Source organism: Kitasatospora sp. NPDC001095, from assembly GCF_053598615.1.
In genome coordinates, this window is sequence record NZ_JBSFKQ010000001.1 from 107,853 (window position 1) to 127,904 (window position 20,052).

At 72.9% G+C, this 20,052-nt stretch carries 16 protein-coding genes; 10 read left to right on the forward strand and 6 right to left on the reverse strand.

Features of this window, described 5'->3' with window-relative positions:
- Positions 1 to 295: 295 nt before the first annotated feature.
- From ACWDBB_RS00460 to ACWDBB_RS00475, 4 genes are all read left to right on the forward strand, one after another.
- On the forward strand, positions 296 to 1,321 hold the full coding sequence (locus ACWDBB_RS00460) for a 6-phosphofructokinase (RefSeq protein WP_392876160.1): 1,026 nt from the start codon (positions 296 to 298) through the stop codon (positions 1,319 to 1,321).
- A 156-nt stretch (positions 1,322 to 1,477) separates the two neighbouring features.
- Entirely contained in the window at positions 1,478 to 2,476 is a 999-nt protein-coding gene (locus ACWDBB_RS00465) for a 2-hydroxyacid dehydrogenase (protein WP_449787498.1), read from the forward strand.
- A 93-nt stretch (positions 2,477 to 2,569) separates the two neighbouring features.
- Entirely contained in the window at positions 2,570 to 3,613 is a 1,044-nt protein-coding gene (locus ACWDBB_RS00470; protein ID WP_449787499.1) for a helix-turn-helix transcriptional regulator, read from the forward strand.
- Between the two features lie 68 nt (positions 3,614 to 3,681).
- Complete coding sequence (locus ACWDBB_RS00475; protein WP_449787500.1) at positions 3,682 to 6,513, forward strand: AAA family ATPase; 2,832 nt, start codon at positions 3,682 to 3,684, stop codon at positions 6,511 to 6,513.
- Positions 6,514 to 6,662: 149 nt separating this feature from the next.
- Here ACWDBB_RS00475 and ACWDBB_RS00480 read toward each other — a convergent pair whose 3' ends face one another.
- The 3 genes from ACWDBB_RS00480 to ACWDBB_RS00490 all read right to left on the reverse strand — a co-directional run bounded on the left by ACWDBB_RS00480 (position 6,663) and on the right by ACWDBB_RS00490 (position 9,719).
- On the reverse strand, positions 6,663 to 7,667 hold the full coding sequence (locus ACWDBB_RS00480) for an alpha/beta fold hydrolase (RefSeq protein WP_449787501.1): 1,005 nt from the start codon (positions 7,665 to 7,667) through the stop codon (positions 6,663 to 6,665).
- 99 nt (positions 7,668 to 7,766) lie between these two features.
- The gene (locus ACWDBB_RS00485; protein WP_449787502.1) at positions 7,767 to 8,570 is read right to left on the reverse strand and encodes an alpha/beta hydrolase; all 804 of its coding nucleotides are present in this window, start codon (positions 8,568 to 8,570) and stop codon (positions 7,767 to 7,769) included.
- A 72-nt stretch (positions 8,571 to 8,642) separates the two neighbouring features.
- Complete coding sequence (locus ACWDBB_RS00490) at positions 8,643 to 9,719, reverse strand: MBL fold metallo-hydrolase (protein ID WP_449787503.1); 1,077 nt, start codon at positions 9,717 to 9,719, stop codon at positions 8,643 to 8,645.
- 499 nt (positions 9,720 to 10,218) lie between these two features.
- Between ACWDBB_RS00490 and ACWDBB_RS00495 the strand changes: the two genes are divergently transcribed.
- Together ACWDBB_RS00495 and ACWDBB_RS00500 are read left to right on the forward strand one after the other, a co-directional pair.
- Positions 10,219 to 11,226 (forward strand): cytochrome c oxidase assembly protein, encoded by a 1,008-nt coding sequence (locus tag ACWDBB_RS00495; protein WP_449787761.1) that lies wholly within the window; start codon positions 10,219 to 10,221, stop codon positions 11,224 to 11,226.
- A 140-nt stretch (positions 11,227 to 11,366) separates the two neighbouring features.
- Positions 11,367 to 11,957: a YdcF family protein gene (locus tag ACWDBB_RS00500; protein ID WP_449787504.1), complete on the forward strand. Its 591-nt coding sequence runs from the start codon at positions 11,367 to 11,369 to the stop codon at positions 11,955 to 11,957.
- Positions 11,958 to 12,026: 69 nt separating this feature from the next.
- Here the strand turns inward: ACWDBB_RS00500 and ACWDBB_RS00505 are convergent, their stop codons facing one another.
- On the reverse strand, positions 12,027 to 14,249 hold the full coding sequence (locus tag ACWDBB_RS00505) for an NADP-dependent isocitrate dehydrogenase (RefSeq protein WP_449787505.1): 2,223 nt from the start codon (positions 14,247 to 14,249) through the stop codon (positions 12,027 to 12,029).
- Positions 14,250 to 14,592: 343 nt separating this feature from the next.
- Between ACWDBB_RS00505 and ACWDBB_RS00510 the strand changes: the two genes are divergently transcribed.
- The gene (locus ACWDBB_RS00510) at positions 14,593 to 14,934 is read left to right on the forward strand and encodes an SAV_915 family protein (RefSeq protein WP_449787506.1); all 342 of its coding nucleotides are present in this window, start codon (positions 14,593 to 14,595) and stop codon (positions 14,932 to 14,934) included.
- On the forward strand, positions 14,931 to 15,269 hold the full coding sequence (locus ACWDBB_RS00515) for a hypothetical protein (protein WP_449787507.1): 339 nt from the start codon (positions 14,931 to 14,933) through the stop codon (positions 15,267 to 15,269). Before ACWDBB_RS00510 ends, ACWDBB_RS00515 begins: the two co-directional genes overlap by 4 nt.
- A 57-nt stretch (positions 15,270 to 15,326) precedes the next feature.
- On the opposite strand, the gene ACWDBB_RS00520 is transcribed toward ACWDBB_RS00515, so the two are convergent.
- On the reverse strand, positions 15,327 to 15,599 hold the full coding sequence (locus ACWDBB_RS00520; RefSeq protein ID WP_449787508.1) for a hypothetical protein: 273 nt from the start codon (positions 15,597 to 15,599) through the stop codon (positions 15,327 to 15,329).
- A gap of 82 nt (positions 15,600 to 15,681) precedes the next feature.
- Positions 15,682 to 16,560: an EamA family transporter gene (locus tag ACWDBB_RS00525; RefSeq protein ID WP_449787509.1), complete on the reverse strand. Its 879-nt coding sequence runs from the start codon at positions 16,558 to 16,560 to the stop codon at positions 15,682 to 15,684.
- 648 nt (positions 16,561 to 17,208) lie between these two features.
- Here ACWDBB_RS00525 and ACWDBB_RS00530 point away from each other — a divergent pair.
- Entirely contained in the window at positions 17,209 to 17,823 is a 615-nt protein-coding gene (locus ACWDBB_RS00530; protein ID WP_449787510.1) for a hypothetical protein, read from the forward strand.
- 561 nt (positions 17,824 to 18,384) lie between these two features.
- Entirely contained in the window at positions 18,385 to 20,046 is a 1,662-nt protein-coding gene (locus ACWDBB_RS00535; RefSeq protein WP_449787511.1) for an APC family permease, read from the forward strand.
- Positions 20,047 to 20,052: the final 6 nt, after the last annotated feature.

Sequence of the window (20,052 nt, forward strand, 5' to 3'; positions counted from 1 at the left end):
CCCCGGAAGTACCACAATGGGGCTGCCTACTGCACACCCTCCTCGGCAGCAGGCTGCAATTCCGCGCGGGGGCGCCGACGGCGCCGCTCCCGCGTCGGCTCCTGCCCGGCCGGACCAGGGGCCGTATGCTCGACTTCGCGGCCGTTTTCGGACGTTCTGTCCGGATCGGCCGGTCCTTCACCCCTCGGCCACCTCCCCGCCACCCCGGTGTGGGAGCGACCCGTTACGGTGACGGCTCGTCGTCCCAGCCTGTAGTCCGGCCGTTCCTCGGTTCTGCTCGGGAGTTGCAAAGCTAATGCGTATTGGAGTGCTGACCAGCGGCGGTGACTGCCCCGGCCTGAACGCGGTGATCCGTTCCGTGGTCCACCGGGGGGTGGTCGACCACGGCGACGAGATCATCGGGTTCGAGGACGGGTGGCGCGGGTTCCTGGAGGGCCACCACCGCCCCCTGACCCTGGACTCGGTGAGCGGCATCCTGGCCCAGGGCGGCACCATCCTCGGTTCCTCCCGGGTCCAGCCGAGCCACCTCCGGGACGGCGTCGAGCGGGCCAGGAAGTACTGCTCCGACCTCGGTCTGGACGCGGTCATCCCGATCGGCGGCGAGGGCACCCTGAAGGCCGCCAAGCTGATGAGCGACGCGGGCCTGCCGATCGTCGGCGTGCCGAAGACCATCGACAACGACATCGCCGCCACCGACGTGACCTTCGGCTTCGACACCGCCGTCTCGGTGGCCACCGAGGCGCTGGACCGTCTGAAGACCACCGCCGAGTCCCACCAGCGGGTCATGGTCGTCGAGGTCATGGGCCGCCACACCGGGTGGATCGCGCTGAACGCGGGCATGGCGGCCGGCGCGCACGCCATCGTCGTCCCGGAGCGCCCGTTCCACATCGACAAGCTCACCGAGGTCGTCCGCGAGCGCTTCGACCGGCAGAAGAAGTTCGCCATCGTGGTCTGCGCCGAGGGCGCCAAGCCCGAGCCCGGCACCATGCACTGGGAGGAGGGCACCAAGGACATCTACGGCCACGAGCGGTTCACCGGCATCGCCACCCAGCTCTCCCGCGAGCTGGAGCACCGTCTCGGCAAGGAGGCCCGCCCGGTGATCCTCGGCCACACCCAGCGCGGCGGCACCCCGACCGCCTACGACCGGGTGCTCGCCACCCGCTTCGGCTGGCACGCCGTCGAGGCCGTCCACAAGGGCGCCTTCGGGCACATCACCGCACTGCAGGGCACCAACATCAACCTGGTGCCGCTGGCCGAGGCGGTCGCCGAGCTGAAGACCGTGCCACAGGACCGTTACCTGGAGGCCGAGACGGTCATCTGACCGCCCGCCCGCACCCACAGGCCCCCGGACCCCGCCCCGCGCGGTCCGGGGGCCTCGTGCTCGCCGGATCCAGTGGACGACGGCCCCGGCTTCGGGTGGGCGCGGTCTCCCGCCTCGGGTGGGCGCGGCCCGACCCCGGCCGTTAGCGTGTCCGGCATGGAGATCCTCGCGTACGGAGTGCAGGCCGACGAACGGCCACTGCTGGAGCAGGCCTTCGCCGGCCGGCACGGGCTTCGCTGCCTGGACGTGTTCCTCAACCGCGACACCGCGCCGCTGGCCGTCGGCTACCCGGCCGTCAGCAGCAGCGTCAACGCCGTCCTCGACCCCGAGACCCTCGCCATCCTCGCCGCCGGCGGCACCAAACTCGTCGCCCAGCGCTCCACCGGCTTCAACAACATCGACCTCGACGCCGCCGCCAAACTCGGCCTCACCATCGCCCGGGTCTCCCACTACAGCCCGTACTCGGTGGCCGAACACGCCTGGGCCCTCGCCCTGGCCGTCAACCGCCGCCTCACCCGCGCCGCCAACCGCACCCGCGAGTTCGACTTCCGCCTCGACGGCCTGCTCGGCCGGGACGTCCACGGCATGACCGTCGGCGTGATCGGCACCGGCAAGATCGGCGAGTGCTTCGCCCGGATCGCGGCCGGCTTCGGCACCGAACTCCTCGGCTGGGACATCGCGCAGAACCCGGCCTGCCTGGAACTCGGCATGACGTACACCGAGCTCCCCGAACTCCTCACCCGCGCCGACCTGGTGAGCCTCCACGTCCCCCTCCTCCCCGCCACCCACCACCTGATCGACGGGGGCGCGCTGGCCCGGATGAAGGACGACGCCATCCTGATCAACTCCAGCCGCGGCGGCCTCATCGACAGCGCCGCCCTGGTCGAGACCCTGCGCGCCGGACGCCTCTCCGGCGTCGGCCTCGACGTCTACGAGGAGGAGACCGGCCTCTTCTTCACCGACCGCTCCATCCAGGGCATCACCGACGACACCCTCGCCCGCCTCGTCACCTTCCCCCAGGTCGTGGTCACCAGCCACCAGGCCTACTTCACCCGCACCGCCGTCGGCCAGATCATCGACGCCACCGCCCGCAACATCGACGACTTCGCCGCCGGCCGCCGCAACGAGAACACCCTCGTCCCCACGAGCAGGTGAGCCGCGGTGCGGCGGCATCCCGGGCCCCAACACGGCGCAGTAGCATGGCCCTTCGGGCACGCCCGCCCCAGTGAACCGACTGGAGGGTGGAACATGGAGCTCGTCGGCCGGCACCAGCAGGTGGGCCTCCTGACCCGTCTGCTGTCCGAGTCGCGGAGCCGGGGCAGTGCCGTGCTGGTCCGTGGCCCGGCCGGAATCGGGAAGACGGCCCTGCTCGCCGAAGCCGCCGTCCTTGCCGAGGCCTCGGGATACCGGGTGTTGCGCACCAGCGGCGTCGAGGCCGAGAGGGGCATCCCCTACGCCGGCCTGCGGATGCTCCTGCGCCCGCTGGCCGCCGGGACGGCGGAGCTCGCGGCGCCGCACCGACAGGCGTTGGAGGCCGCCCAGGGGCACGCCGAGGCCGACATCCCGGACGTCTTCCTGGTCGCCCTGGCGGCCCTCAACCTGATCGCGGACACCGCGGCGGTCGCCCCGGTGCTGGTGCTGCACGACCCGGCGGACCCCGCGTTCCAGGTCGCCCTGCGGCTGACCACCCTCGGCGACCTGGTCGACGCCGCGACGCACTGCGGACGCACGGCGGAGGTGCTGCCCGTCGTGGCGGAACTGGAAGCGGTGGCCGAACTGACGCCCGCCCCGGTCCTGCACGCCGACCTGCGCCTGGCCCGGGCGCTGCTCGCCGCCGACGGCGACGCCGGACCGCTGTTCGAGACCGCGCTGGGCACCGACCTCAGCGCCCTGCCACTGGTCCGGGCCCGCACCCACCTGGCCTTCGGCGAGTGGCTGCGCCGCCGCCGGCGCAGCGTCGAGTCCCGGGACCACCTGCGCACCGCCCGCGACATGTTCGACGCGCTCGGTGCCATCCCCTGGGGGGAGAAGGCCCGCCGGGAGCTGCGGGCGGCCGGCGAGACCAGCCGCGGCCGGGCGCCGGACGTGCGCGACCGGCTGACCCCGCACGAACTGCAGATCGTCCGTCTCACAGCCGACGGCCTGACCAACCGCGAGATAGGCCAGCGGCTCTACCTCTCGCACCGGACGGTCAGTTCGCACCTGCACCGAATCTTCCCCAAACCCGGCGTCGTCTCGCGCACCGAACTGCGCACGGTGGCCGGCGTGCTGCGCCGATCGGCCGTCATGTGACGCTCGATCATCACGCCACGGTGCGCCTACCGTTCCCCCGTCGGGGTTGCGAGGACGAGGGGGTCTCCATGGCGGGGCACGGGCCGCGGACCGGCGCGGGACGGCCACTGGTCGGCCGCTCGGCCGAACGCGAGGTGATCGGACGGTTGCTCGACGCGGTGCGCGAGGGGCTCGGCGGCGTCCTGGTGCTCGTGGGCGAGGCCGGGATCGGCAAGACGCGGCTGCTGGACCACGCGGCGGCCCTGGCCGCCGGCGTGGAGCTGACCAGGCTGGTCGGCGTCGAGGCCGAACAGCCGCTGGGCTACGGCGCGCTGCACCGGCTGCTGCGCCCGCATCTGCACCGCGTCGACCGGCTGCCCGGCAGGCAGCGGGACGCGCTGAACGCGGCGTTCGGCCGGGCCGACGCCGCCCCGCCGGACCGGCACCTGGTGGCCCTCGCGGCCCTGACCCTGCTCTCCGACGTCGCCTCCGAGCAGCCGATGCTCTGCCTGGTGGACGACGTCCACTGGCTCGACCGGGAATCGGCCGAGACGCTGGCCTTCGTCGCCCGGCGACTGCACGCCGACTCGCTGGGCCTGATCTTCGCGGCCAGGGACGACCCCGGCGGCCGCACACTCTTCGAGGCCGTGCCGCACCTGCGGGTCGGCGGGCTGCCCGCCGCCGACGCCCGGCACCTGCTCGCCCTCGCCGTGCCCGGCCACCTGGACTCCGCGGTCGCGGAGCGGATCGTGGCCGGCACCGGGGGCAACCCGCTGGCGCTCATCGAACTGGGCGCCAACCTGGGCGCCGAACAGCTGGCCGGGGTCGCGCCGGTGCCCGAGCCACTGCCGGTGGGCAGGCTGCTGGAGGAGCACTTCCGGCAGTCGGTCGCCGCCCTGCCCCCGGACACCCGGACACTGCTCCAGCTGATGGCGGCGGCGCCGACCGACGACATGGCGGTGGTGTGGCAGGCGGCGGGCGTGCTCGGCCTGCCGGCCCGGGCCACCACCGCGGCCGTCGACGCGGGAATCCTCAACCACGGGGCCGGCGGCGGGTTCCGGCACCCGCTGATCCGGTCGGCGGTCTACGCGGCCGCCTCCGGGGACGACCGGCGGCGGGTCCACGCCGCGCTCGCGGCGGCCAGCGATCCGGCCCGCGCGCCCGACCGGCGCGCGTGGCACCGGGCCGAGGCGGTCCCCGGCCCCGACGACTCCGCGGCGGCGGACCTGGACGCCGCCTCCGACCGGGCCCGGGCCAGGGGCGGCCACTGCGCCCAGGCACTGTTCCTGTCCAGGGCCGCCGAACTCACCACCGACCCGACCCGACGCGCCGAACGCTACCTCGCCGCGGCCGAGGCCCACCTGGCCTCCGGCGACCACGCCGCGGTGCAACCGCTGCTCGACCTTGCCGTACCCGCCCTCGACCGTCCCGCCGCCCGGGCCCGCGCGCTGCGCATCCGGGCCACGGTCGAGCTGTTCAACACCCGGATCGACCGGGTCCCGGCCATGATGCTCGACGCCGTGGCCGAACTCGGCGACGCGGACCCCCGAACAACCCGGGAACTGCTCTACGAAGCCGTCCACGCCGCCCTCATCGCCGGAGGCCCGGTCTACCGCACCACCTCGGCCGCCGTGGCCCGGGCCGTGACGGCCGCCCCGCCCGAGCCCGACGACCCGGCCTGGAGCCCCGGCGGGCTGATCGAAGGCTTGTGCCTGCGCTCGACCGGCGACTACCGCGGCAGCGTGACGGCCATCCGGGCGGCCCTGGCCCGGCTCCGCTCCGCGGCCGAACCGCGCAACACGGCAAGCCCGTTCAGCGTCATGGTGAGCATCGCCGCGATCGAGGTGTGGGACATCGAGGCGTACGTGGGGATCGTCGGCCGACTGGCGGCCGTGGACCGCGGCAACGGAGCGCTCTACGGCCTCAGCCTGTCCCTGTCGGACCTGGCGTACACCGAGATCTGGAACGGCCGGCCGGACGTGGCGGAGGCGCTCTACGCGGAGGCCGACGACTACGCCACCGCGATCGGGCTCACGACGCACGGGGACCTGCGCCGGGCCCTGCTGTACGCGTGGACGGGCCGGGAGGCCGAGGCGCGCGCCGCCGCGGCGATGACGGAGGCCGTCGCCGGTGCCCACGGACTGGGCCTGCTGCGCCAGTTGGCGCTCCACGCACTCTGCGTCCTGGAACTCGGCCGGGGGTGCTACGAGGAGGCGCTGCGCCATGCGCTGACCGTCTGCCGCGAGGACGCGCCGTCCCAGGGCAACCAGGTGCTGCCGCTGCTGGTCGAGGCCGCCGTCCGCACCGGCGACCGGAGCACGGCGGCGCGTGCGCTGGAGCGACTGGAGGAGCGTGCGCCGCTCGCCGGAACGCCGTGGGCGCTGGGGCTGCTGGCCCGGTGCCGGGCGCTGGTGGCCGAGGGCGACGAGGCGGAGGGGTGGTACGCGGAGTCGGTCGATCTGCTGGGGCGGGTGCCGTTGGCCGCGGAACGGGCCCGGTCGCGCCTGCTGTTCGGCGAGTGGCTGCGGCGGCGCCGGCGCCGCTCCGAGGCCAGGGTCCAGCTGCGGGCCGCCTACGAGCAGTTCGAGGCCGGGGGCGCGGCGCTGTTCGCCGAACGGGCCCGGACCGAGCTGCTCGCGACCGGGGAGACGGCGCGCAGACGCGTCCCGGGGACCAGGCTCGATCTCACCCCCCAGGAACGGCGGGTGGCGCTGCTGGCCGTGTCGGGACTGACCAACGCCGAGATCGCCTCCCGGCTCTTCATCACGACCTCGACGGTCGAGTTCCACCTGAACAAGGTGTTCCGCAAGCTCGGCATCACCTCGCGGCGGAAGATCGCCGCCGCCCTCGACCCGACCGCCCTCGACCCGACCGCCCTCGACCCGACCCGGCTCGCCGACGGTTCCTCGACCTCCGGGTAGGGCCCGCCTCCTGGACTCCGACGGATCACAGCGCGGGCACGGGCCCGTGGCTGCGGGTCTCAGGCAGGGGTCGTTCTCCTCCCGCGGCGAGGGAGGCGGGACCGCGCGTCGTCGCGTGGTCCCGCCGCCCCGGAGCCGGTCCTCGATGGTCAGGGCCGACCGAGGAAGTCGAGCAGTGCGGCGGTCAGCTCCTCGGGGTGCTCCTCGTAGATCCAGTGGCCGGAGTTCGGGACGGTCACGCCGGTGACGTCGGTGGCGTACGCCTTGACCTGGTCGCCGACGGCCGGGCCGAGGCTGCCCGACGCGCCGATGGCGAGCACCGGCATCGGGAGCGGGGTCCGCTGGAACCGCTCGTCGTCGTGGATGTCCTGCGGGAACACCCGGAACGAGGCCAGGCTTGCCGCCAGGTGGGCGGGGTCGCGCAGGTAGTGGGCGTACACCCGGATGTCGTCCTGGCTCACCGCGCCCGGAACGCCCTCGAACCCGCCGATGAAGCCGGCGGTCCAGGTGACCTCACGGCCCCGGATCATGTTCTCCGGCAGGCCGTCGGTCAGGTTGAAGAACCCGAAGTTCCAGACCCCGGGGCCCCGCTCGGTCAGCGAGGGGAACTGGTAGATGCCCTGGTCCGGGATCGGCGCCTCGCTGAGGACCAGCTTCTTGACGGTGGCGGGGTACTGCGCGGCGTAGGAGTAGGCGACCATCGTGCCGATGTCGTGGCCGACGATCCGCACGTCGTCGTCCTTGCCGAGCGACACCAGCAGCGCGTGCAGCTCGGCGGCCATCGTCTTCTTGTCGTAGCCCGAGGGCGGGGCGTCGCTCTGCCCGGCGCCGGGCAGGTCCGGGGCGATGACCGTGTAGTGCTCGGCCAGGGCGGGCATGATGCGGTGCCACTCGTACCAGGTCTGCGGGTAGCCGTGGAGCAGCACCAGCGTCGGCCCGTGGCCGCCGGTCACGTAGTGCAGGCCGATGCCGCCGGCCCGGGTCCGGTGCTCGCTGAACCCCGCGGGGATCCGTTCACCGGCGGACGAGAGGGAGGAGGCGGACGTGGGGGCAGCGGCGGTGCTGACCGCCGTCGTGCCCACGGCGACGGCCACGGCCAGGGCCGCGCCGAGCAGTCGGCGGTTGCCGCGGGTTCCGGGCAGGGGGAATCTCACTGGGCGCTCCAGGGCGGGTGACGGGTGATGGAGGATCGGCGACCCCTGGCTGGGTGCCGGGTTCGGCGGACGTCGGTCGTGCCGCCGTCCGCGAGGTGGTCAGGCCTGCCGGCTCTGGCGGCGCAGCCAGGTCAGCGCCGCGTCCGCGACCTCGCGCCAGCCGCTGTCGATGGTCAGCGAGTGCCCGCGGTCGGGAAAGGCCATGAACTCGGTGACCGCCTCGGAGTGCCGGTACTGCTTGAGCGCGGCCCGGGTGACCGACTCCGGGACGGTGTGGTCCTTGCCGCCGGACACCAGCAGCAGCGGGCCGCGTCCGGAGTTGGCGGTGGCGACCTTGGCCGGCGAGTGGGGGTTGAAGTTCGCCGCGGCGGCCTCGAACAGGGGCTTGCCCGGTGCCGGGATGGTCCACCGCTCGAACAGCCCGTCGGACTCCTCCTCGCTCAGCGCGTTGCCGAACGCGAAGCGGAACTGCTCGGCGGTCAGGGACACCGCGCGGTGCTTGTTCGCCGGGTTCTTGAACACCGGCAGCGTCGACCGCAGTGCGGACAGCGGAAGCGGCAGGACGCCCTTGATCTGGGCCGCGTCGATCGCCACGGCCGCCGCCGCCAGGTCCTGGCCGAGGAGCTTCTGGGCGATCATGCCGCCGAAGGAGTGGCCGATGAGGATCGGCGGTGTTGCCAGGCCGCGGATGATCGTCGCGTAGTGCTCGACGACGTCGTCGATGCCGTGGTCGGCGATGCTCTCCGGGTTCTGCCGGGCCTCCTCCACAGTGTCCGGGTCACCGGGCCAGCCCGGCGCCGACGGGGCGTAGCCCTCGTCGTGGAAGAGGTCGATCCACGGCTGCCAGGAGGCGCTGTGCAGCCACAGGCCGTGGATGAAGAGGACGGGGGTCGGGCCGGTCATGGTCGTGTGCCCTTTCTCGGGAACCGGATCGGGTGGCACTCGGGCCGCTCCTGACGAAGCGGCAGAGACGCGTCAGGGGCGGGTGCTGAAGGGGCCGAGGGTCCCGGCGTCGATCCGGAGGGACTCGACCATGGCCGCGGCGTTGTCGAGCGTGAACACGTCGGCCGCGGCGAGGACGCCGGTGTACTTCGCGATCACCGGTGCGGCGGCCCGCTCCGCCACCGCGTCGAGGTAGGTCTTGAAGATCGCCCACGAGTTGCCCTGCGGGCCGTACTTCGCGAAGTACGGGGTGGGGTCCAGGTTCATCGAGGCCCGGGAGGAGGCTTCGAGGTCGGCCGTGTAGGCGCGCTGGAGGTCGCCGTCGGCGCGCACGCCCAGCCGGCCGAGGTGGCCGCCGACCAGGGTCCGCCACGGGTAGCCCATGGCGATGTCCTGCGCCCGCAGCCAGGCCGGGATGTCCTGGGAGACCGCGAGGTTCTTGAACGGCACCCAGCCCGGGTACAGGACGTCGACGACCATCAGGGTCCGGTGTTCCGGCGCGTGGATGAAGATGTTGTCCGGGCTGTGGTTGGGGCCGTGGTAGGCCAGCTCCAGGCACTCGCCGCCGACCTCCAGTGTGTAGCGGTCCTCGAAGGTGACGGTCGGCGCGGGACGGTTCGGGTCGCCGTCGCGCAGCAGCAGGCGCCGGCATTCGGCGTGGCCGATCCGCACGACGTCCTTGCCGAGGATCGACGAGGCGCCCGCGTGGTCGGCGTGCGAGTGAGAGTAGACGAGGTGCGTGACCCGCGACGGCCGGCCGTTGGCCCGCGTCACGTCGGTGATCGCCCGCAGCAGGTTGTGCCCGATGGTCGGCGGGGCGTCGACCAGGACGACGCCTTCCCGGGTGCTGAGGAACATCGCCTGGTAGTTCCCGTCGGTGACCCAGTGGAGGTTCCCGTCGATCCGGCCGACGTGGTAGCCCGCGTCGTTGATCGCCGGCCCCTTCGCCGCGGGCGGGACCGGTGCGAAGTCGGGGAGGCCGGGGGTGCCGGTCGGGGCGGCTGCCGCTGTGCCGCCGAGGGCGGTGCCGGCGGCGGCGACCGCGGGCAGCACGGCAGCCGTGCGCAGCAGGGTCCGGCGGTTCGCCGGGGCGTTCATCGGCTGGCTCATGGAGTGGCCTTTCGCTTCGGTGGGCACTCCCGACAGGACAGCACCGGACCCGGTCCGTTCGAACCGTGGAAAGACCCCAGTCCCAGGGCGCCGTGACCGCATGGCACGACTGGGGACGGCCCCGGTGACGACCGCCGGCCCCCTTCCCGCCCCCGAACCTCACGATCGCCTTCTGAGCGGGATCGGCCGGCGGTGCCGGCACGATGACCGACGTCCTGGTCGTCACGGGCGTGCAGAGGAGCACCCCGACCGCGCTGCCGGCCCGGGTGCGCCGCCGACCCGTGTTCCGTCGCCGTTCTCCGAGCCTCCCTGCCGACCGGTCGGTCGGTCCGGCCAGGACGGGCGCGCGGTGGGGAGCCACCCGTACGGAGGGGGCGGGGGTAGGCCCGAGGTAAGGCCCGCCTAGGCTGTATGCCAAGCAAAAGGGGCGAACCGGACCCGCACCAGGGACCACGAGGACGGAAAGCAGGACCCGCCGATGGGCGACGGAATGTCAGGAATGCACCACCACGGCGGGATGACCCAACTAGGCCCGTTCACCTTGTCGAACGTCTGGACCTGGTCCCCGGACTGGGTGTTCCTGCTCGGCGGTCTCGTCGTCCTGGCGCTGTACGCGGCGGGCGTGGTCCGGCTGTACCGGCGCGGCGACCGCTGGCCGATCGGCCGGATGGTCGGCTGGGCCCTGGGTGTCGCCAGCATGCTGCTGGTCACCTGCACCGGGCTGAACGACTACGGCATGGTGCTGTTCAGCGCGCACATGATCCAGCACATGGTGCTCTCCATGCTGACGCCGATCCTGCTGCTGCTCGGCGCCCCGATCACGCTGGCCCTGCGGGCGCTGCGCCCGGCCGGCAAGGGCCGTCCGCGCGGGCCGCGCGAGCTGCTGGTGGCGCTGCTGCACAGCCGGTACATCCGGATCGTGTCGCACGCGGCGTTCACCATCCCGATGTTCATCGCGAGCCTGTACGGGGTCTACTTCACCCCGCTGTTCGACTTCCTGATGCAGTACCGCCTCGGGCACATCTTCATGATGGTGCACTTCCTGCTCACCGGTCTGGCCTTCTTCTGGCCGATCATGGGCGTGGACCCGGGCCCGCACCGCCCCGGCCACGTGATGCGGATCATCGAGCTGTTCATGGGGATGCCGTTCCACGCCTTCTTCGGCGTGGCGGTGATGATGGCCGGCCACCCGCTGGTCACCACCTTCACCGTGGAGGGCGCACCACCGGGGACGAACCTGCTGGAGGACCAGAAGCTGGCCGGCGGCATCACCTGGGCGTTCGGCGAGATCCCGACCGCGATCGTGCTGATCGCGCTGGTCTACCAGTGGATGGGCTCCGAGCAGCGGCAGGCCCGCCGCCGCGACCGTTCCGAGGAGCGCACCGGCGACGCCGAGCTGGAGGCGTACAACGCCTACCTGGCCTCGCTGCACAAGCGCGACCGCCGCGCGGGTGCGGCTCCGGCCGCCCCGGTCGCCGGCGCCGCCCCGGCGGCCGACGCGGGCTGAGGCCCGCCCTCCGCCGCGGAACGCTCGTTCCCGGGACCCCCGTTCCGCCTCCGGAACGGGGGTCCCGCCGTTACCGGGGCCCGGGACAGCGGTGCCACCCGGTGCGGAACGGTCGTTCCGGCGCGGGCGTTCGAACAGACATGCACGTCCTGCTGATCGTCGCCGTCCTGCTCTGCGGGTACGTCCTGCTCTGGCTGCTCGGCTTCCTCGGCTTGGCGCTGTACCACCGCCACCGCCGGCCCGCGCCGACCGGCTCGGACTACCTGGTGGTCCTGGGCGCCGCGCTGGACGGCTGTGAGCCCGCGGCCCCGCTGGCGGCCCGGCTGGACGCCGCGCTGGAACGTTTCGCCGCCGAGGAGGCCGCCGGGCATGCCCCACTGGTCCTGGTGACGGGTGGGAAGGGCCCGCACGAGGAGTGCACCGAGGCCGCCGCGATGGCCCGCTACCTGGTGGCCAGGGGCGTCCCGGCCGAGCGGATCCGGCGCGAGGAGCGCGCCGTGAACACCGCCCAGAACCTCCGCTTCAGCGCCGCCCTGATGGCCGCCGAGCGCCCCGGCTACCGCTGCACGGTGGTCACCAACGGCTTCCACACCGTCCGCTCCGCGCTGGCCGCCCGCCGGGCCGGCGCCCCCGCAGCGGTGCTCGGCGCGGACGGCCCGCTGGCGCACGGCCCGTACCTCCTGCTGCGCGAGGCCGTCGGCACCGCCCTCGCCCTGCTCGGCCGCGCCTGAACCGGGACAGCCCGAAGGCCCCGGGTCCGATCCGGACCCGGGGCCTTCGTCAGCTCGACTCGACCGGAATCAGCCGAGGTTGGCGAGCGCCTCGTTGAAGGTCTTCGACGGGCGCATCACGGCGGCGGCCTTGGCCGCGTCCGGCTGGTAGTAGCCGCCGAGGTCGACCGGCGAGCCCTGGACGGCGATCAGCTCGTCCACGATGGCCGACTCCTGCTCGGTCAGCGTCGCGGCCAGGCCGGCGAAGGCCTGGGCCAGCTCGGCGTCGGCGGTCTGCTTGGCCAGCTCCTGGGCCCAGTACATGGCCAGGTAGAAGTGGCTGCCGCGGTTGTCGATGCCACCGAGGCGGCGGCTCGGCGACTTGTCCTCGTTGAGGAAGGTGCCGGTGGCGCGGTCCAGGGTGTCGGCCAGCACCTGGGCGCGGGCGTTGTCCGTGGTGCTCGCCAGGTGCTCGAAGCTGGCGGCCAGCGCGAAGAACTCGCCCAGGCTGTCCCAGCGCAGGTAGTTCTCCTTGACCAGCTGCTGGACGTGCTTCGGGGCGGAGCCGCCGGCGCCGGTCTCGAACAGGCCGCCGCCCGCCATCAGCGGGACGACCGACAGCATCTTGGCGCTGGTGCCCAGCTCCAGGATCGGGAACAGGTCGGTCAGGTAGTCACGCAGCACGTTGCCGGTCACCGAGATGGTGTCCTCGCCGCGGCGGATGCGCTCCAGCGAGAACTTGGTGGCCTCGACCGGGGACTTGATCTCGATCTGCAGGCCGGCGGTGTCGTGCTCCGGCAGGTACTGCTTGACCTTCTCGATCAGCACCGCGTCGTGGGCGCGGGTCTCGTCCAGCCAGAACACCGCCGGGACGCCGGTGGCGCGGGCGCGGGTGACGGCCAGCTTGACCCAGTCCTGGATCGGCAGGTCCTTGGTCTGGCAGGCGCGGAAGATGTCGCCCGGCTGGACGGCCTGCTCCAGCACCACGTTGCCCTCGGTGTCGACCAGGCGGACGGTGCCCGCGGCGGCGATCTCGAAGGTCTTGTCGTGCGAGCCGTACTCCTCGGCCTTCTGGGCCATCAGGCCGACGTTCGGCACCGAGCCGATGGTCGCCGGGTCCAGGGCGCCGTGGGCGCGGCAGTCGTCGATGACGGCCTGGTACACGCCGGAGTAGCTGCTGTCCGGCAGCACGGCCAGGGTGTCGGCCTCCTTGCCGTCCGGGCCCCACATGTGGCCGGAGGTGCGGATCATGGCCGGCATCGAGGCGTCGACGATGACGTCGCTCGGCACGTGCAGGTTGGTGATGCCCTTGTCGGAGTCGACCATGGCCAGGGCCGGGCCCTCGGCCAGCTCGGCCTCGAAGGAGGCCTTGATCTCGGCACCCAGGTGCGGCACGTTGTCGAGGCCGGCCAGGATGCCGCCGAGGCCGTTGTTCGGGTTCAGACCGGCGGCGACCAGCGCCTCGCCGTACTTGGCGAAGGTCTTCGGGAAGAACGCGCGGACCACGTGGCCGAAGATGATCGGGTCGGAGACCTTCATCATGGTGGCCTTGAGGTGCACCGAGAACAGCACGCCCTCGGCCTTGGCACGGGCGACCTGCGCGGCCAGGAACTCGTTCAGGGCGGCGGCCCGCATCACCGAGGCGTCGACGACCTCGCCGGCCAGCACCGACACCTTGTCGCGCAGCACGGTGGTGGTGCCGTCCTCGCCGAGCAGCTCGATGCGCAGCGCACCGTCGGCGGCGATCACGGCGGACTTCTCGGTGGACCGGAAGTCGTTCTCACCCATGGTGGCGACGTTGGTCTTGGAGTCGGCCGACCAGGCACCCATGCGGTGCGGGTGGGTCTTGGCGTAGTTCTTGACCGACTGCGGGGCGCGGCGGTCCGAGTTGCCCTCGCGCAGGACCGGGTTGACGGCGCTGCCCTTGACCTTGTCGTAGCGGGCGCGGACGTCCTTGTCCTCGTCGGTCTGCGGGTCGTCCGGGTAGTCCGGCAGGGCGTAGCCCTGGGCCTGGAGCTCGGCGATGGCGGCCTTGAGCTGCGGCACCGAGGCCGAGATGTTCGGCAGCTTGATGATGTTGGCACCCGGCGTCTTGGCCAGCTCACCCAGCTCGGCCAGCGCGTCGCCGATCCGCTGCGCCTCGGTCAGACGCTCCGGGAAGCTCGCGATGATCCGCCCGGCCAGGGAGATGTCGCGGGTCTCCACCCGCACACCCGCGGTCGAGGCGTAGGCCTGGACCACCGGCAGGAACGAGTAGGTCGCCAGGGCCGGAGCCTCGTCGGTGTGCGTATAGATGATGGTCGAGTCAGTCATCGGTACTCCGCTTCACGTCTCCAACGTCTTGACGTCAAGATATCTCGTCACAGGCCTCCGACTCCACCTCCCCCCGTCTTCGGGCGCCCACCGGTCCGGCGGAGGGCGTGACCGGGGGAGGCGAGGGAGGCCGAACTCCACGGTGGTCCGGGTCGGGACGCGTGGCAAGCGGAGGGCCCGGGCAGTGGTTTGGCCAGTCGGGTGAGCCGGGCGTCAGGAGTGCGTCAACGCACGACCCCATTCGGTCAACGGCGCGTCAGGACCGGGGATCTCCGGGCCGGGCCGCCCTAGCGTCGAGGCAGTAGTTCCGGCAGGCACCACCACCCCACTCGGGAGCATCCGCATGGCCCGCGTCGTCTGGCACGTTCCGGTCACCACCTCCGGCACCGGAAGCACCACCGCCCTCCGCCTGTTCCGCCTGCGCGACGGCCGCCGCTGCGCGGTCGGATTCTCCAACCCCGAGGCCCTCGCCGCCCTCCTCGGGCCCGGCCAGGCCCACACCGAGCTCGCCGAGCCCGCCCTCCGCGAGCTCACCGCCCCGCTCGGGATCGACACCCTGGTGCTGGACCCGCGAATGGTCGCCCCCTCCGTGTCCACGCCGTCCGCGACCACACGGTCCCTGACGGCCCCGCCCGGCACCGCCCCCGTCGCCCCGGCCCCGACCGTCCAGTTCCAGCACCGGTGACCGCCCCGCTCCAGCTCGTCCCGGACGATCCGGCCCCGGGCCGGCCGGGACCGGGGCGGGCCCGGCCGGCCCGGGCGCTGCACGCGATCGCCCGGATCAGCCACGGACCGGTCCCGCTCGACTTCGACCGTCTCGCGGCGCAGTTCCCGGCCGTCCAGAGCGGTCTGGCCCTGGCCGGCGAGGCCGACCTCGAGCTGCGCCTCGCCTGTACCGGCCCCGAGGAGTTACGGGCGATCGCCGCCGCCCTGCACCGCGCGGGCGCCGCCAGGGTGCACATCGACCTCGTCCTGCGCTCCCTCACCCCCGCCCCGGTCACCCTGCGCCCGGTGCCGTGACGCCGGTGGCGGACGGCGCCCCGCTCCCCTGCCCGGGGGCGGGGCGCCCGGCCGTGCTCACTCCTCCCCGGGGCGCGGATCCGGGTTGATCGCCTGGCCGTCGATGGGCTGGCCCCAGGCGTCGTCGCCGGCCGCGTCGACGCAGTAGCCGCTGCCCTCGACGTGCCCGCCCGCACTCCGGCACTGGTCGGCGGTGACGTCCCGGCGCCCGCTCGCCGCCGCCGGTCCTGCGGCGGCGAGCAAGGCCCCGGCGGCGCCCCCGGCGACGGCGGCGAGCAGGAGGACGGAGGCGGCCGCGGCGGCCGACCGGGCCGGGAGTGAGCTGTTCATGCGGACCACGACAGCACGCCGCCAGGCCCCCCGGCGACCACAGGACGCCCGCCCGGGTGGCCGCCGCCCACCGCCCGCCGGTCTACGGCCGCGCCAGCGCCGCGATGGCCGCGAGCAGCAGCGCCGAACCCGCCAGCAGGCCCGCCGTCAGCGGCTCGCCGAGGAACAGCACGCCGATCACCGCCGCGGTCGCGGGCTCCAACAGGACCAGCACCGCGGCCGTGGTGCTGGGCACGGCGGTCAGGCCGGTGAAGTACCAGCGGTAGGCGAACAGGGTGGGGACCGTACCGAGGAAGAGCAGCGCCACCGCGCTCACCACCGGGTCCCCGCCCGTCGGCAGGACGCCCTGGGCGCCCTGGACGGCCGCGAGCGGCAGCAGGCAGAGCAGGCCGGTGGTGAAGGCGCCGGTACCGGCCCTGGCCGAGCCGCCGCCGCGGGCCCAGAGGGTGAGGCCGCTCTGGCCGGCGCCCGCGAGGACGGCCAGCGCGACGCCGAGCGCCGGGCGCGGGCCCGCCGCCGGGGCGGCGACCAGCAGGGCGAGGCCGGCCAGGGCCAGGGCCACCGCGGCCGCGGCGCGACGGGTCAGCCGCTCGCCGATCAGCAGGTGGGCCCCGAGGCTGGTGAACACCGGGCCGGCGCCGATGGTGATCAGGGTGCCCAGCCCGAGCCCGGCGTACCGCACCGAGCCGAAGTAGGCGCACTGGCTGACCGCCAGGGCGAGTCCGGTCAGCCCGGCGGCGCGCCACCGGGCTGTGCCGCGCTCACCGCGCGGTTCACGGCTCGGCAGCAGCACCAGGCAGAGCGCGGCGACGCCGAAGCGCCAGCAGGAGACGCCCGCCGGGCCGAGCCCGCCGGTGCGCATCAGCAGCGCGGACACGGCGCCGCCCACGCCCCAGGCGACGGCGGCGGCGGAGATGGACAGGAGGCCGTGCCGGAAGGGCACGGCGGCGTTCGAGGTCATGCGTAGGTACTCCACGATGAGTTGCCGGTTCGGGTCCGCGGGGTACGCGGGCGGCAGTCATCGCCCCGGCTGCGGGCTGGTCCCGTCAGGCCGGAGTGGGTGGAGTGGGCCGCCCGCTAGCGGGCCGGCGGGGCGAGGATCACGAGACGCACCGGAACAGCCTATGCCGCCGTTCGGTGATCGCTTCAGGCCCCCTCGGGCCACCTACGGGACACCACGGACCAGCCGACCTGCGGCGAGATCGGGTCGGCCGGGCGTCGGCCCCCGTCGAGCGGCGGGCGCTCCCCGCGCCCGCCCCGGCACAGCCCCTCGGCGCGAACCTCGGTGCCCGCGATTTGGCAGGCCGTCATTCCGGTCCGCCATCGCAGGCAGGCCGACAGCACTCCAAATGAGCGAGGGGGGCGGGGCGCGATCCCGCCAACCTCGTCCGCACCGTCAACTCGCGTTGCAATCAGGGGATTTGAGGCAACGTGACAGCCAGACAAATCGGCCCGGGGGACAGTTCGACGGCGCATCTGACCACCCATTCGGCCCCCGCCGTCAACCATTTGGCACGGATTAATATGACAAGGAATTAGCCAGTCGATACGTTCATTCATGTCGGCACCAAGCCGATCCAGTCCAGAACAGGAAACCAGGAGAAGGTCCATGAAGAACATGACCACCGCCATTGTCCTCGCGGCGTCGGCGGCCGTGGCCGTGACCGGCATCACCTACGCCTCGGCCGCCTCCGAGCCCGTGACTCAGGCGGCCCCGGTCGTTCAGAAGGCCGTCCCGGCGGCCGCCCCCGCCCCGGCGGCCGCCCCCGCCCCGGCGGCCGCCCCCGCCCTGGCTCCGCTCGACGGCGGCTCGAAGGGCAACGAGGGCAAGGGCAACGAGGGCAAGGGCGAGGAGCGTCGCCACCACAAGGGTCACGAGCGTCGCGGCATCATCCACGTCAACGAGCGGTCGTACTCCGCCGACGACTTCGGCTGCATCACCGTGATCAGCGGCCTGGGTGCCAAGTCGCTCAACGTCCGCAACGACAGCCACCGGTCCGTCGAACTCTTCAGCGGCGCGGTCTGCGACAACGGCGCCCCCATCGCCACCGTCGGGCCCCACAGCTCCAGCGACGGTGTGCGCCCGCGCCTCCACCACGGTGAAGGCATCGAGGTCGAGGACGGCGTCGTCGGCAGCTTCCGCGTCGTGAGCCACGACTTCGGCTACGGCTACGGCGAGCACGGCGGCGGCGGGCACGGCGGCGGCTACGACAAGAAGAACTGATCCAACGGCATAAGTGGAGCCCCGGCCCGCCGTAATCGGGCCGGGGCACCGACATGGGCATCCTCCCACAGGTCCACGCGCTCCGCCGCGAACGATCACCGCTGCGGCGGCGCGGCAGCGACCGCCCTCCCCCTGATCCGGATACCTGAACTCACCACATCCACAGCACCTCGGGGCGACGCTGCGCGGAGGTCCCGCGATCCGGTCGATCGGATCGCGGGACCTCTTCACGGTCACCCGCGGCCACCGCTCGACACCCGCCGGCCCGCGCCCGCCCACCCCGTGTCATGGCTATGCGAAAGCTGCCATTCCCATGCGCGGCCGGGCGCTCCACCTTGCCAGGACCGAAGAGGGAAGCTCAATTCGCGCTCAAACGGTGAACCTACCCACCGGTCACGTAACAGACGACTGAACAGACAGCCTCCTACCTGCAAGGACGTCCAGAAAAAAATGTAAACATTCAGTAATGAAATCTGTGCAGGGGCACCTGAAAAGTCCTACTGTGTGGCAACTCTCATCGCTCCGCCCACCTCGGGGCCCCCACCCACAGAGAGATCGTTCATGGCTTCCCTCAACCAGATCTCACCGCCCGATCAGGGCACCGGCTCCGATTCCGGGACCACCCACCGGTCGCTGCGTCGCCACGTCGGGCTCGTCGGCCTCATGTGGGCCTCGGTCGGCTCGATCATCGGCTCCGGCTGGCTCTTCGGCGCGAAGGAGGGCGTCATGGCGGCGGGCCCGGCCGCCGTCCTGTCCTGGGGCATCGGCACGGTCGCGATCGTGCTGCTCGCGCTCGTCCACGCCGAGCTCGGCAGCATGTTCCCGGTCTCGGGCGGCACCGCGCGCTACCCGCACTACGCCTTCGGCGGCCTGGCCGGCATGTCCTTCGGCTGGTTCTCCTGGCTCCAGGCGGCCACCGTCGCGCCGATCGAGGTCGAGGCGATGATCGGCTACGCCCGGCACTGGCCCTGGGCGGCCGGCCTGCTCAACGACAACAACACCCTCACCGTCAGCGGCTTCGTCGTCGCCACCGTGCTGATGGCGGTGTTCGTCGCGGTGAACTTCCTCGGCGTGCGCGTGCTGGCCCGCACCAACAACATCGCCACCTGGCTGAAGATCTTCGTCCCGCTGCTGACCATCTTCGTGCTGGCCGTGACCAACTTCCACGGCTCCAACTTCACCTCGCACGGCTTCGCGCCGTTCGGCGCCAAGGGCGTGCTCGCGGCGATCAGCACCAGCGGCATCATCTTCGCCCTGCTCGGCTTCGAGCAGGCCATCCAGCTCGCCGGCGAGAGCCGCAACCCCAAGCGCGACATCCCCCGCGCCGTGCTCGGATCCGTCGCCATCGGCAGCCTGATCTACACCCTGCTCCAGGTCGTCTTCATCGGCGCCCTGCCGGTCAGCACCTTCGCCAACGGCTGGGACAAGCTCGACTTCCCCGGCATCGACGGCCCGTTCGCGGGCCTCGCCACCCTGGTCGGCCTCGGCTGGCTGGCCTGGGTGCTGTACGCCGACGCCGTGGTCTCCCCCGGCGGCAGCGGCCTGATCTACACCACCTCGACCTCCCGCATCTCCTACGGCCTGAGCCGCAACGGCTACGCCCCGCAGCGGTTCGAGGAGCTGGACAGGAACGGCGTGCCGTGGTTCGGCCTGGTGATCGCCTTCGTCACCGGCGTGATCTGCTTCCTGCCGTTCCCGAGCTGGCAGGAGCTGGTCGGCTTCATCACCTCCGCCAGCGTGCTGATGTACGCCGGCGCCCCGCTGGCCTTCGGCGCGATGCGCCGCCGCCTGCCCGGACACGAGCGCCCCTACCGGCTGCCGGCGGGCGGGCTGATCTCCCCCGCCGCGTTCGTGGTCTCCAGTCTGATCATCTACTGGTCCGGCTGGCACACCCTCTCCCGCCTGGGCATCGCGATCGTGCTCGGCTACCTCCTGCTCGGCAGCTACGCCGCGTACGCGATCAGGAAGGGCCTGCCGAACGCGCCCCGGCTGAGCTGGAAGTCCGCCCAGTGGCTGCCCCCGTACCTGGTGGGCCTCGGCCTGATCTCCTGGCAGGGCGGCTTCGGGGACGGCACCGGCCGGATCCCGATGTGGGGCGACATGGCCCTGGTGGCGGCGTTCTCGCTGGTCATCTACTACTGGGCGATCCGGGTCGCGCTGCCGACCGAGGCGATCGAGCAGGAGATCGCCGACGTCGAGGTGGTCGACGAGGGCGGCCACTGACCGACC

What these genes read in the sequence shown, in the direction of transcription:
- ACWDBB_RS00460 (WP_392876160.1), top strand. Translation starts at nt 296, where the DNA reads ATGCGTATTGGAGTGCTGACCAGCGGCGGTGACTGCCCCGGCCTGAAC.
- ACWDBB_RS00465 (WP_449787498.1), top strand. Translation starts at nt 1,478, where the DNA reads ATGGAGATCCTCGCGTACGGAGTGCAGGCCGACGAACGGCCACTGCTG.
- ACWDBB_RS00470 (WP_449787499.1), top strand. Translation starts at nt 2,570, where the DNA reads ATGGAGCTCGTCGGCCGGCACCAGCAGGTGGGCCTCCTGACCCGTCTG.
- ACWDBB_RS00475 (WP_449787500.1), top strand. Translation starts at nt 3,682, where the DNA reads ATGGCGGGGCACGGGCCGCGGACCGGCGCGGGACGGCCACTGGTCGGC.
- ACWDBB_RS00485 (WP_449787502.1), bottom strand. Translation starts at nt 8,570, where the DNA reads ATGACCGGCCCGACCCCCGTCCTCTTCATCCACGGCCTGTGGCTGCAC.
- ACWDBB_RS00490 (WP_449787503.1), bottom strand. Translation starts at nt 9,719, where the DNA reads ATGAGCCAGCCGATGAACGCCCCGGCGAACCGCCGGACCCTGCTGCGC.
- ACWDBB_RS00495 (WP_449787761.1), top strand. Translation starts at nt 10,219, where the DNA reads ATGCACCACCACGGCGGGATGACCCAACTAGGCCCGTTCACCTTGTCG.
- ACWDBB_RS00500 (WP_449787504.1), top strand. Translation starts at nt 11,367, where the DNA reads ATGCACGTCCTGCTGATCGTCGCCGTCCTGCTCTGCGGGTACGTCCTG.
- ACWDBB_RS00505 (WP_449787505.1), bottom strand. Translation starts at nt 14,249, where the DNA reads ATGACTGACTCGACCATCATCTATACGCACACCGACGAGGCTCCGGCC.
- ACWDBB_RS00510 (WP_449787506.1), top strand. Translation starts at nt 14,593, where the DNA reads ATGGCCCGCGTCGTCTGGCACGTTCCGGTCACCACCTCCGGCACCGGA.
- ACWDBB_RS00520 (WP_449787508.1), bottom strand. Translation starts at nt 15,599, where the DNA reads ATGAACAGCTCACTCCCGGCCCGGTCGGCCGCCGCGGCCGCCTCCGTC.
- ACWDBB_RS00525 (WP_449787509.1), bottom strand. Translation starts at nt 16,560, where the DNA reads ATGACCTCGAACGCCGCCGTGCCCTTCCGGCACGGCCTCCTGTCCATC.
- ACWDBB_RS00530 (WP_449787510.1), top strand. Translation starts at nt 17,209, where the DNA reads ATGAAGAACATGACCACCGCCATTGTCCTCGCGGCGTCGGCGGCCGTG.
- ACWDBB_RS00535 (WP_449787511.1), top strand. Translation starts at nt 18,385, where the DNA reads ATGGCTTCCCTCAACCAGATCTCACCGCCCGATCAGGGCACCGGCTCC.